General features: G+C 56.2%; 6 protein-coding genes and 1 pseudogene. 1 reads left to right on the forward strand and 6 read right to left on the reverse strand.

All coding sequences use genetic code 11. From position 1 onward, the window contains the following. Positions 1 to 1,434: 1,434 nt before the first annotated feature. Together ilvN and ilvB are read right to left on the reverse strand one after the other, a co-directional pair. Positions 1,435 to 1,977, reverse strand: coding sequence for an acetolactate synthase small subunit (ilvN, locus tag D3H35_RS15355; protein ID WP_119150168.1), 543 nt, complete (start codon positions 1,975 to 1,977; stop codon positions 1,435 to 1,437). Then, positions 1,977 to 3,840: pseudogene (gene ilvB, locus D3H35_RS15360) on the reverse strand (biosynthetic-type acetolactate synthase large subunit). The gene ilvN and the pseudogene ilvB overlap by 1 nt, the downstream one beginning before the upstream one ends. On the opposite strand from ilvB, the gene D3H35_RS15365 reads away from it, so the two are divergent. Further along, a complete protein-coding gene (locus tag D3H35_RS15365; protein WP_119150169.1) occupies positions 3,839 to 5,878 on the forward strand; it encodes a LuxR C-terminal-related transcriptional regulator in 2,040 nt (679 codons plus the stop codon). The pseudogene ilvB and the gene D3H35_RS15365 sit on opposite strands and share 2 nt — an antisense overlap. Here the strand turns inward: D3H35_RS15365 and D3H35_RS15370 are convergent. The 4 genes from D3H35_RS15370 to hflX form a co-directional block, all read right to left on the reverse strand. Continuing rightward, entirely contained in the window at positions 5,855 to 8,830 is a 2,976-nt protein-coding gene (locus tag D3H35_RS15370; protein ID WP_119150170.1) for a DEAD/DEAH box helicase, read from the reverse strand. The two genes, D3H35_RS15365 and D3H35_RS15370, sit on opposite strands and share 24 nt — an antisense overlap. Beyond that, positions 8,827 to 9,696, reverse strand: coding sequence for a hypothetical protein (locus tag D3H35_RS32470; protein ID WP_233567950.1), 870 nt, complete (start codon positions 9,694 to 9,696; stop codon positions 8,827 to 8,829). The genes D3H35_RS15370 and D3H35_RS32470 overlap by 4 nt, the downstream gene beginning before the upstream one ends. Continuing rightward, a complete protein-coding gene (locus tag D3H35_RS32475; RefSeq protein ID WP_233567951.1) occupies positions 9,684 to 10,457 on the reverse strand; it encodes an SWIM zinc finger family protein in 774 nt (257 codons plus the stop codon). The genes D3H35_RS32470 and D3H35_RS32475 overlap by 13 nt, the downstream gene beginning before the upstream one ends. Before the next feature lie 1,539 nt (positions 10,458 to 11,996). Further along, positions 11,997 to 13,271, reverse strand: a complete 1,275-nt coding sequence (hflX, locus tag D3H35_RS15385; protein WP_119150172.1) for a GTPase HflX — start codon at positions 13,269 to 13,271, stop codon at positions 11,997 to 11,999. Between the last annotated feature and the right edge of the window lie 95 nt (positions 13,272 to 13,366).

Here is a 13,366-nt window from a genome sequence, read left to right on the forward strand (position 1 = left end):
GCATCGAGATAGCTTGGGGAAGGTAGCAAACCATAACCAAACGTAGTTGGGCTACTCGGCGAAAAGACGTATGAGCGCGAGCCGCAACCCAACGTGGTTGGGCTATCCGGCGAAAAGGCGTATGAGCGAGAGCTGTAACCAAACGTGATTGGGCTATTCGGCGGAATAGCGTACGAGTGCGAGCCGCAACCCAACGTGGTTGGGCTATCCAGCGGAATAGCGTACGAGCGCGAGCCGCAACCCAACGTGGTAGGGCTATTCGGCGAAAAGGCGTACGAGCGCGAGCTGTAACCAAACGTAGTTGGGCTACTCGGCGAAAAGGTGTATAAGCGCAAGCTGTAACCAAACGTGGTTGGGCTATCCGGCGAATAGCGTACGAGTGCGAGCCGCAACCCAACGTGGTTGGGCTATCCAGCGGAATAGCGTACGAGCGCGAGCCGCAACCAAACGTGGTTGGGCTATCCGGCGGAATAGTGTACGAGTGCGAGCCGCAACCCAACGTGGTTGGGCTATCCAGCGGAATAGCGTACGAGCGCGAGCCGCAACCAAACGTGGTTGGGCTATCCAGCAGAATAGCGTACGAGCGCGAGCCGCAACCCAACGTGGTGGGGCTATTCGGCGAAAAGGCGTATGAGCAGCTGTAACCAAACGTGGTTGGGCTATCCGGCGAAATAGCGTACGAGCGCGAGCTGTAACCCAACGTGGTTGGGCTATTCGGCGAAAAGGCGTATGAGCGCGAGCTGTAACCCAACGTGGTTGGGCTATCCGGCGAAATAGCGTACGAGCGCGAGCCGTAACCAAACGTGGTTGGGCTATCCGGCGAAAGAGCGTACGAGCGCGAGCCGCAACCCAACGTGGTGGGGCTATTCGGCGAAAAGGCGTATGAGCGCGAGCTGTAACCAAACGTGGTTGGGCTACTCGGCGAAATAGCGTACGAGTGCGAGCCGCAACCCAACGTGGTTGGGCTATCCGGCGGAATAGCGTACGAGTGCGAGCCGCAACCCAACGTGGTTGGGCTATCCAGTGGAATAGCGTACGAGCGCGAGCCGCAACCCAACGTGGTTGGGCTATTCGGCGAAAAGGCGTATGAGCGCAAGCTGTAACCAAACGTAGTTGGGCTACTCGGCGAAATAGCGTACGAGCGCGAGCCGCAACCCAACGTGGTAGGGCTATTCGGCGAAAAGGCGTACGAGTGCGAGCCGCAACCCAACGTGGTTGGGCTATCCGGCGGAATAGCGTACGAGTGCGAGCCGCAACCCAACGTGGTTGGGCTATCCAACGGAATAGCGTACGAGCGCGAGCCGCAACCCAACGTGGTGGGGCTATTCGGCGAAAAGGCGTATGAGCGCAAGCTGTAACCAAACGTAGTTGGGCTATTTGGCGGAATAGCGTACGAGCGCGAGCCGCAACCCAACAAAGTTGGGCTATCGCTCTTCAAAATCGGACTATAGAGCTCCCAAGCGGCTGACCTGCGATTGCAACGGGGCAAATTTCATCCCGGCTCATGGCGGTCTCCCCCGTTCTCGTCATTTGTACGATGCCATAGCGGGCGACGAGCTGAACGAACGCGTCGTTCTTGTCCGTAGAGCCAATGACTTGGACAATCATCGATTCCGGCGCAATATCGATGATGGAGCAGCGGAACGTCTGGATCAAATTTTGAATTTCCGCCCGGAGCGCCGGATCGGTTTTGAGCTTAATGAGCATCAGTTCCCTGGAAACGAAGGGAGCCGAATTCAAATGATTTACTTCGATAACGTCGATGAGCTTGCGCAATTGATGGCCGATTTGTTCAATCGTCCGTTCGTCACCGTCGGCAACGGCAATGATTCGGGATAAGCCTTGCTGCTCGGATTCGCCGACAGTGATGCTTTCAATGTTGTAGCTCCGCCTGGAGAAGAGTCCCGATACCCGTTGCAAGACGCCGGGCGCGTTACGGACAAGAATGGACAACGTTTGCTTACGGTTAGCCCTCATTAGTCGAAATCCCCCACGATCATATCCTCCAATGCTTTTCCTTGCGGAATCATCGGATACACAAGCTCGCCCTTGGAGACGACAAAATCGATCAGGACAGGCCCATCCGTCGCCAGCGCTTCCCTCCAAGCCGCCTCGGCTTCCTTGGGCGTAGTTGCGCGAAGTCCCTTTACACCGTATGCTTCGGCCAGCTTGACGAAGTCGGGACTTCCCGACAAGTCGATCTGGCTGTAACGACCGTCGTACACGAGCTCCTGCCATTGCTTGATCATACCGAGCGTACCGTTGTTGATAACGGCGATTTTGACGGGGATCCGGTGAATGGCGCAAATGGCGAGCTCTTGAGAACACATCTGCATTCCCCGTCTCCATTGATGGAAATGACCGTCTTGTCCGGGTTGCCGACTTGGGCGCCGATCGCAGACGGAAAACCGAAGCCCATCGTACCGAGTCCGCCCGAAGTAAGCAGCGACCGCGGATGCTTGAATCGGTAAAATTGCGCCGTCCACATCTGATGCTGGCCGACATCGGTCGTTACGATGGCGTCACCGTCGGTCATACGGGAGATAAGCTCAATGACTAGCTGCGGCTTCAATATATTTTCAGATGCCCGATATTGCAGGGGGTGGCTCATTTTCATACTCTTCAATCGTTTGACCCAATCCGATTTGCTCGGAATTTGTCGGCCTTCCATTGATCTATTTAACTTGCTCAGCACGTTCGAAGCATCCCCGGTTATCGAAATCGATGCGGGCACAAGCTTGCCGATTTCCGCCGGATCCAGGTCGATGTGGGCGACACGGGCGTTCGGAGCGAAGCCGTCCAGCCTCATCGTCACTCTGTCGTCGAAGCGGGCGCCTACGGCGACAAGCAGATCGCATCCCAACAAAGCTTTGTTGGCTGTGTACGATCCGTGCATTCCCGGCATGCCCAGCCAAAGCTCGTGATCTCCGGGAAAGCCCCCCAAGCCGAGCAAAGTCGTTGTTACCGGAACGCCGAGCTTCTCTGCCAATTCGATCAGCTCGGCGGAAGCGCCCGACTGGATGATCCCGCCTCCGGCCAGCAAGAGCGGCTGTTTCGCTTCGGCAAGCGCGACAGACAATTGTTCGATCTGTGCGGAGTCGGGTTCGACATCAGGCGTATAGCCGGGAATGTCGATCCGATCCGGATAATGGAACGCCGCCATTGCCGCGGATACGTCTTTCGGAATGTCGACGAGAACGGGGCCTTTGCGCCCAGTCCCGGCTATGTGAAACGCCTCCCGGATAATGCGGGGCAAGTCGGTCGCCCGGTTTACAAAATAGCTGTGCTTCGTAATCGGCTGCGTCATCCCGACGATATCGGCCTCCTGGAAGGAATCGGTGCCGATTAACGAGGTCGCGACATTGCCGGTAATGACGACAAGCGGAACCGAATCCATATGGGCGGTCGCGATTCCGGTAACGAGGTTCGTAGCCCCCGGCCCGAGGTCGCTAAACATACTCCGACCTTGCCCGTCGATCGGGCGTAACCGTCGGCGGCATGGATAGCTCCCTGTTCATGCCTCGTGAGCAAATGCCGAAAATCGGGATTTCCGTGCATGGCATCGTAAATATAGAGAACGGCTCCGCCCGGATAGCCGAACACGCAGTCGACGCCTTCAAGCAGCAGCGACCGCAGCAGCATTTCCGAGCCCGATACGATATCCGGCCTAAGCAATCGTTCTCGTTTTTGCGGATCAAGCGACAGCAATGACATTCGAATCCCCTCCTGCGATTGGGTACATTCAGACTGTACCATCGCCACGGGGAAGCTGAGGCTATCCTTTCGGTTACTTTGGTAGTATACTTTTCGATAAAAATGGCAGGAAAGGGGCGGCAACATGGGGCAGACGATCGGAGAACGGATGAACGAATGGATGGAGCGACGGTTTGTCGGCCGCCGCTTCGAATGCGACGTATTCGGTCAATTGCTTTCCGCCATCCATTCGAGAACCGAAAGAATCATTAACATAAGCGGTACGGCAGGAATGGGCAAAACGACGCTGCTCGATCGCTACGAATCGCTTGCCCTCGCCCAAGGGGCTCATTCTTTGCGCATAGACATCGCGGAGACGGGGAGCGGCAGCGATCGGATATGGCGAGCGGTCTTCGAAGGACTGGGGAGGAGCGCGGAGCAGGAAGCTCCGGCCAGCCTCGAAGCTTGCATAAGCGCGATTCATCGAAAATCCGAGAACGGAATGCTCGTACTATTCGTGGACAGCTATGAAAAAATCGGCAGCTCGGATCATTGGTTCCGCACCGCATTTTTACCGCGACTGCCTATGAATATGTTGATCGTCGTAGCCGGACGCTATTCGCTCGAAGGACCGTGGAGACATTCCCCCGCATGGAAACCGCTCATTATCCGGCTTCCGCTGACCGAATTGTCATACGAGGATATTCACGGCTACTTGCAAGAGTCGGGAGAGACGGACGATGAAGCTATCGACGCCGTATGGTTTCGGACGCTCGGGCATCCGCTGTCGCTTTCGTTGCTGAACTCTTCTGACGGAGGCGATAAAGCGATGCAGCCGTTATTTTCGTTCGAGGATCGGCTGGAGGTGTGGCTGCGGGAAGCTCCGGAAGAAGAGCTTCGGCAGCTGCTGTTCGCCGCGTCGATAACCCGGTCTTTTCATCAGGAATGGCTCTCGGCACTGCTGGAAAAAGAAGTAGCTTCAACATGGTTCGAGAAGCTGTCGAAGCTGTCGTTCGTCTCGCGGGCAAGCGAGGGGTGGCAGCTGCACGAGAGGGTATGGGAAGCGATGCGCCGGACGTTCCGGGAACGCATGCCCGATACGTTCGAGCGATATTGCGGCAAAGCCGTCGGCCGTTGTCTCGCAAAGATCGAAGAGGGGATAAGGCAAGGCAGGGATATCTCGCGGGAGTTCGCAGAAGCGCTTCGCTTCGCGGGAAATCCGATTATGCGGGCTCACTATCGGCATGCCAGAGAATCCCGGCATTACATGGAGCCTGTCGATGCCGGCAATCGGGAGGAAGCGGCGGCGTATGCCGCTCGAAGAAGAGATGAGGCTCGGCCATGGACAGTTCGGTGCGCGGATTTGGAGAGCGGGGCTTTGTTTCGATATGACCTTACCGCAGAGGAAAGCCTTCTCCGGCTTAATGCCCTTCCGATTGACGAGCTGCTTGAAGAAAGCCCGGGAGCGCTGAAGCTTATTCGGAACGCTGCCGGTATCGTCGTCGGTTTGACGGCGCTTATTCCAATTCACGAGGGAACGATTGATTATTTGATGCGCGCACCGCTATCGCGAGCTTATTTCCAGTCGTTGTCGCCCGTACGGCGACAAGAGCTGCGGGTCGCGCCGGAGCAATCCTCCGGGGTATTCGTCTATTCGATCGACGTGGACAATCTCGAAGACGAGGAGCTTCGCGGCGATATTATTCCGATTTTGTTCGAGCCTTTGCTGGCGGGAAGCTTGCTCGTCCAGTCTCCGCCTCCGCTGCCGTATTTCGCGCAAGCCTGCGAAAGCCTCGGATTCGAGGAAACGCCGGGTGCGCGGCATACGGGGTACGGGGATGAAAAAGTCGCTTTGACTTATGCTCTGGATACGAGAAAGAGCAGGTTGCCGTCGTACTTGCGGCGGATGATCTCCGATTCCGGAAGCCTCGCGACGGCAGAAACGATGTCCGATCAATCGACTATCTCGCAGTTGCCCGAACGACTTACAGCGCGCGAACAAGAAGTGGCCGCGCTGCTTACGCAAGGATTTACAAACCCGGAAATCGCCGCTCGCCTCTATGTCAGCGAAGCCGCGGTCAAAAAACACGTCAACGCCATGCTGTCCAAGTTCAATTTGAAAAATCGCACTCAGCTTGCCAAGCTAATTCTGGACGGAGGCTCACCCGACCCATTCCCGTCTTAAGGTGAACAAATCTTTCAAGGCTTCCGTGGACAGCTCGGTAATCCAGCCTTCGGAGCTGGAGATGACATTGTCGCTAAGCTGCTGCTTGCTTTCCAGCATTTCGTCGATGCGCTCTTCAAGCGTGCCGAGGGAGATGAATTTGTGCACTTGCACGTCGCGCGTCTGCCCCATTCGGTAAGCGCGGTCCGTCGCCTGGTTCTCAACGGCCGGATTCCACCAACGATCAAAGTGGAACACATGATTGGCTGCCGTCAGGTTGAGGCCGACTCCGCCTGCCTTGAGCGACAGAATAAAGACGGAAGGCTGCTCGTCGTCCGGAAGGTCTCGGGCCTGGAACTGCTCGATCATCCGATCCCGGGCGGATTTGGACGTGCTTCCGTTCAGATAGAGGACGCGCTCTCCGAGCTCTTGCTGGAGTACCCGTTGCAGCATTTCCCCCATGCCGACATACTGCGTGAAAATAAGGCAGCGGTCGCCTTCCTCGCGAAGCTCCCTCACCATGGCGAGAAGCCGCTCCAGCTTGGAGGAACGCCCGACGAGAGGCTCGGCATCGATCCAGCCGTCTGCATTCGCCGAAAGAGGCTCTTTCGTCAAAAGGATCGGGTGGTCGCATAGCTGCTTTAGCTGGGTGAGCGCCGCAAGGATGGCTCCCTTGCGCTCAATGCCTTCGAGCTTCTGCATTTTCTCCATTAGCTGATTGACGGTTTGGTCATACAGCGCGCCTTGCTCGGCGGTGAGATGAACGTAGGTTTTCATCTCGTTCTTATCCGGCAGATCGAGCTGTATGGAAGGGTCCTTCTTCTTGCGTCGAAGCATAAATGGCTTGACGAGCTTCTGCAAATCGGCTGTCGCCCGTTCGTCCCGTTCCTTCTCGATAGCATTGCCGAACCGTTCTTGGAAAGACCGCGAGCTGCCCAAATAACCGGGCGTTATAAAGTCGTAGATGGACCATAGCTCCGACAAACGATTCTCGATCGGGGTGCCGGTAAGCGCGACGCGGTGCCGGGCCGGAAAGCTGCGAACGGCGGCCGATTGCTTCGTTTGGGCGTTTTTGATATTTTGCGCTTCATCCAAACAGATCGCAGCCCATGTGAATTCCTTGAGCGTGTCTTGATCCAGGGCGGCGGTCGCGTAGGAAGTAAGAACGACGTCTGCATTTCGCACTTCCGCATAGAAGTCGTCGCCTGCAAGTCTGCGGCTTCCGTAATGAAGCAGGACGTCCAGCGACGGAGCGAATCGGCTCAGCTCCTTCTGCCAATTGCCCAGAACGGAAGTCGGGCAAACGATAAGAGAAGGGCTACGAACATTTTTGCTCGTCCCAGTGTGCTTGTCCGCGTCTTCCTTCAGATGCAGGAGATAGGCGATTAATTGCACCGTTTTGCCGAGTCCCATGTCGTCGGCCAGACAAGCGCCGAGTCCGAATCGCCGCAGGAAGGCGAGCCATGCGAAGCCGTCGCGCTGATAGGCGCGAAGCTCGGCCCGCAGACCGGAGGGCGCCTCCAGCTTCGGCCAGTCCGATTGTTGGCCGAGCTGCCCGATTAGCTTGACCAGATGCTCGTTGAGCTCGATCTCCAGCCGGATGCGCTCCGAATCCTCCTCCTCGGAAAGCTGATTCGATTGTCCGCCTTCATCGCCGTCCTCGCCTCCAAGCAGGTGCAGCTGAAGAACATCTTGGAAGGATAGACCTTGCGATTTATCCATCCGGCCCATCGCTTTCCGGATTTGTGCGAGCAAAGCGGGATCGAGAGAAATCCATTGCCCGCGAAAGCGAACTAGCCGCTCGTTGCGGGCAACGAGCGCTGCGAACTCGGCCTCGGATAGATCGGCATCGCCGATGGCGATTCGCCAATCGAAATCGACGATCGAATCGAGACCGAACAGCGAGCCGCCCGCTTTGCCGCCCGCACCGGAGTTGATCTTGGCGCGCAGCCGGGGCTTTTTCCGGCGGGCGGCTTCCCACCAAGCGGGGAGAAGCACTTGCCAGCCCGCTTCGAGCAGGCGATTGCTGTCCGAAGTTAGGAACTTCCAGGCGGCTTCATCCTCCAGCGGACCGTTCAGTACGTCTTCGCGTCCGCCGGCGAACCGTTCGGCGGGCAGACAAGCATGCAAGCGTTCCAGCCAACTCGCGGAACGCTCGCGCACAAGCGCGGTCCAAGAGCTGGGCCACGAGCCGAACGCCTCGCCATTCTCGGACAGCCGCACGGCGGCGATCGCCGCTTCGTCCAGCTTGTCCTGAAGAATGAGCCGAAGCCCCCATGCAGGCTCGTCCTCGCCGAACTCATCCGGCTCCAGCAATTGCAGAACCGGCCGGAACGGCGCAATGTCGGCCTTCCAGCCGACCGCCACCAGCCAAGCCTCGGAATCCAATCCGGCCGAGTCTCCCTTTGTAAAGAGCAGGGGATATTCTCTGCGCAAATCCGCCGACGTCGCTTCCGTTCCGTAATGGCGGGCGAAGACGGCTGCGGAAAACGCCGCGCGCATACCGTCTTCCAGCGCCAAGCTTTCCGCCGAGCCCTCGCTCGGCGCGTCCAATGCCGCCTTCTCCAGCGGCTCCAACGCCTCGACATCCCAAGTCCATTGAAGCTTGCCGATCCTGTACGCGTCGAAGCTCGGCAAAAACCGCTTCTCCTCGATGCACCGGGCAAGCGCGGGGGCCGCCTTCACCAATCGTTCGGCAAAGCCGCTCCACTTCCATTCGACATGCCGCAGCAGCTTGCGGTCCGCGAAAAAAGAGATGACTTGCTCGGAGGGAAGCGAGACGAGCTCAAAATCTTGAACGCTCTGTATCGCAAGCTCAGTGCCGTAGAAGGAAGGCTCGTGCCAAGCAAAAAGACGCTGCTTCAAATAGAGGCCCGTCAAGTAGTGATGCTCGCTAAGAGAGCCGAAAATAAGCGCATCCCCGTGCTCGGTCAAGCTGATCTGAATCGTAATCGTATCTGTAATGCCGTTCATGGCAGTAGCTTTCCTTTCCGCAGTTCCTCTTGAAGCGCGCGCAGCCGGCTATGGCGTTCCACGAACATTTCGAAAAATTCGACCCAGCGCGCCTCCTGCTTCATTTTTTTATACAATTTGGCCAACCGCTTAAGCAGCTTTACGGCTGCTTTGTAGCTGTCTCTGTTTTTGAGAAGCACATATCTTTCGACCGCTTGGTGATAGAACGGAAGAAGCAGCTCCGGCGCGTTCTTCTCAAGCGGCTGCAGCTCGGTAGCGCGATGGTCCAACGGCTCGCTGCCCGTGCTTAGCTGATAGTCCATCCATTGATCCCATTTTCCGTATGCGAGCAGTTGCTCTTCATAAATATAGGCGGAATAAGGAAGCATGTTGCCTAGAGAGTCCCACATTTTCGGCTCCGCATCGGGCTTGTGCCGGAGAACGGTCTCCCAGAAGGAGTAATAACGCTCCAGTCCTCCGCGCCGGCGCGGAGTTAGCAAGGGGCCGGTTTCGGTCAGCCAATCGGCCAAGCGAGACCATTGCTCCATTTTCGTCAATTCGGTATAGAACGCCATCAAGTCGTCGGGGTGGATATCGTTGTTTTTCGGAGTGCTTTTCATTAGCGTCCAAGCCTCTTGATCGTCGCCGAGGAAGAAGCGCATCCAGATCTGGGCCAATGTGAAAGAGTGTCTGGAAAGCGCGGAATCAAGCCCGGCTTCGGCAGCTTTCAAGTGCTGCAGTTCGTCTTCAAATCGCTTAGGGTTTTCGACGTTCGGATAGATCCAATGCATCCATAATCCCGTATAGGCTGCCGGAAAATAGCTGTAAGCGTTTGGTGCCAGCATTCCCGCCCGGAGATACGCAGCCGTCTCGTCTACGAGGGCCAAAGCTCAGGCTCGTCGGTTATCGGCAGCTTTTTCGCGAACAAGCCGGCGGCAGCGTCCTGCAAATCGGTGGCGGCCAGTTGCGTGTAATAGCCCATATACGAACTGAAAGAAGAAGGTTGAACTAGCGCAGGCTGCATCAGCTTCGCGAGTACGAAGAGGTGCGCATGCAAGGCGAAAAGCAGATCTTTGACGGGGGAAAGCGACGGCTCTATTCGGATGATAGCGGCCAAGGCGTTCTTGACATATTGATCGTTGCGGGTACTTGCGGCCATTGGAGCCACGCATAGCTCGAACAGGTCGTGCCACTCGGAAATTCGCATTTGAGGAATGCGAAGGGCGAGCTCGGCTATTTTGGCTTGCTCTTCCCGTTTTTTTGCGGCTAATTGAGTCGACTTGCTAATGGAAGGAGGAGCCTTTTTGGGCATGGCTTCCGTCTTGGCGTTGGCCAGCGCATGGACTGACCGGCCCTGGATGTCGACGTAGTCGAGAAGGACGGCCACCATATGCTTGCAAGGTTTTCCGACCGGACAATTGCAGCGGCTCATCGTGAAAAGATCCAGATTCATCTCGACGCGGTAACGTTCCGTGCCCTCGACGACCGCTCGGATCGTGCGGGAATCGGGCATTTCGAGATGACCTACTCGTCCTTGCTTATAATATTGAAACCCTCGCTTAAGGGTAACATCGTCGAATTGACCCGCCACATCCTGAAGCAGCAAGCTCCATTCGGAGTCATCCATGGCGTGCAGAGGTTTAATCATCGTTTCGTCTCCCAGGAGATTTTCGTTATTCTATTATTATATCACAGCGTTATTCGTATCAATCCGACCGGGGCCGAGCTGTCGAGCGGCTAACGAATTCATATTGCATGGCAAAAGGAGACTTGCACCCTTACGTGTAAAGGCTTATTGGTCTGGGCACGTGCGCATGGTGGATATAACCGTCTGTAGTTGGGCTAATTGGTCTGGGAACGTGCGCTTGTTGAGTATAACCGTCTGTAGTTGGGCTAATTGGTCTGGGAACGTGCGCTTGGTGGATATAACCGTCTGTAGTTGGGCTAATTGGTCTGGGAACGTGCGCTTGTTGAGTATAACCGTCTGTAGTTGGGCTAATTGGTCTGGGAACGTGCGCTTGTTGAGTATAACCGTCTGTAGTTGGGCTAATTGGTCTGGGAACGTGCGCTTGGTGGATATAACCGTCTGTAGTTGGGCTAATTGGTCTGGGAACGTGCGCTTGTTGAGTATAACCGTCTGTAGTTGGGCTAATTGGTCTGGGCACGTGCGCATGGTGAATATAACCGGCTGCAGTTGGGCTAATTGGTCTGGGCACGTGCGCTTGGTGAAAATAACCGTCTGCAGTTGGGCTAATTGGTCTGGGAACGTGCGCTTGTTGAGTATAACCGTCCGTAGTTGGGCTAATTGGTCTGGGCACGTGCGCATGGTGGATATAACCGTCTGTAGTTGGGCTGATTGGTCTGGGAACGTGCGCTTGGTGGGTATAACCGGCTGTAGTTGGGCTAATTGGTCTGGGCACATGCGCTTGGTGGGTATAACCGGCTGTAGTTGGGCTAATTGGTCTGGGCACATGCGCTTGTTGGGTATAACCGTCTGCAGTTGGGCTAATTGGTCTGGGCACATGCGCTTGTTGGGTATAACCGTCTGCAGTTGGGCTAATTGGTCTGGGCACGTGCGCATGGCGGATATAACCGTCTGTAGTTGGGCTAATTGGTCTGGGAACGTGCGCTTGGTGGGTATAACCGGCTGTAGTTGGGCTAATTGGTCTGGGCACATGCGTTTGTTGGGTATAACCGTCTGCAGTTGGGCTAATTGGTCTGGGCACGTGCGCATGGCGGAAATAACCGTCTGTAGTTGGGCTAATTGGTCTGGGCACATGCGCTTGTTGGGTATAACCAGCTGCAGTTGGGCTAATTGGTCTGGGCACGTGCGCATGGCGGGTATAACCAGCTGCAGTTGGGCTAATTGGTCTGGGCACGTGCGCATGGTGAAAATAACCGTCTGCAGTTGGGCTAATTGGTCTGGGCACATGGGCTTGTTGAGTATAACCGTCTGCAGTTGGGCTAATTGGTCTGGGAACGTGCGCATGGCGGATATAACCGTCTGCAGTTGGGCTAATTGGTCTGGGCACGTGCGCATGGCGGGTATAACCAGCTGCAGTTGGGCTAATTGGTCTGGGCACATGCGCTTGGTGGGTATAACCGTCTGCAGTTGGGCTAGCTAGATCTGACTCATGTAAAAAGCCGCGACTCAAGTGCAAAGAGTCGCGGCTTATTCATGTTCAAATCAGCTTTCAATCAAAACGAAGGAGTCTCGGTATTTTTCGAAATCCGCCGCCTTGCATTCCAGCTTGAGCCTCGTGCCCTCAGGCTCGTAGGTTGTAGACTGAACGTGGGCGTGCTCATTGAAGTAGGCAACCAGTCTCCCCTGATCGAAGGGGATAATGACTTCGCACTGGACGTAGTCGTTAAAGATGCGAGACCGGATCAGCTGCAGAAGCTCCGCGATCCCGGTTTGCTTCTTGGCGGACAGGTAGACGCCATCCTCCTGAATCTGCGGATAGTCACGATCCGTCAAGTCCAGCTTGTTGTAGGCGTAGATGGTCGGAATATGTTCGGCGCCGAGCTCCTTCAGCGTCGCTTCGGTGACGGCAGCGTGCTGCTTATGCTCCGGATTGGAATAGTCGATGACGTGAACGAGCAGATCGGCTTCGGCCACCTCCTCCAGCGTCGAACGGAAAGCCTTAACCAGATGATGGGGCAGCTGGCTGACGAATCCGACCGTATCGGTGAGCAGGAACGATTTGCGATCGGGAAGCTCAATGCTTCGAACCGACGTTTCCAGCGTAGCGAACAGCATATCTTTGACCAGCACATGCTTGTTCGAGCCGGGATTGTACGTATCGACCATCACGTTCATCAAGCTCGATTTGCCCGCATTCGTATACCCGACGAGACAGACGACGGGAATGGCGTTCTTTCGCCGCTGCTTCCGCTGAATTTGCCGCGTGGCGACCAGCTTCTCCAGCTCGGACTGCAGCGCCGTTATTCGTTCTTCGATCCGCCGCCGGTCGAGCTCCAGCTTGGTTTCCCCGGCCCCTCTGTTCTTCAAGCCGGCCCCGCCGCCTTGGCGGCCAAGCGATTCGCGAAGACCGACCAGTCGAGGAAGCATATATTGGAGCTGGGCGACCTCCACTTGAAGCTGCGCTTCCCTCGTCTGCGCACGCTCGGCAAAAATATCAAGGATCAAGATCGTCCGGTCGATTACCTTCCTCTGCAGCTTCGCCTCCAGATTGCGAATTTGCGAAGGCGAGAGCTCGTCGTTGAAAATAACGAAGACAGAAGCCTCGTGAGCTTCGAGCAGCGTCGACAATTCCTCAAGCTTGCCCGTTCCGATGTAGTGAGAAGGGTTCACGCGATTCGCTTTCTGGCTGAGCGAGTCCACGATCTCCACGTCGCACGCGGCTGCAAGGTTGCGGAGCTCCTCCATCGAGTAGTCGAAGTCGGGCTTGCTGTGCAGCTCGACTCCGACGATTATCGCTTTTTGTTGCGTTTGTTCCATTTTTCATCGACCTCCCGGGGTAAAAAACAAAATAAAAAACACAGGCTGCTCTGCCTGTGCCTACGGTATCGTTAGAGGATGACGGAAAAATCCGC

It is taken from the genome of Cohnella faecalis, from assembly GCF_003570905.1.
Classification (GTDB): Bacteria; Bacillota; Bacilli; order Paenibacillales; family Paenibacillaceae; genus Cohnella; species Cohnella faecalis.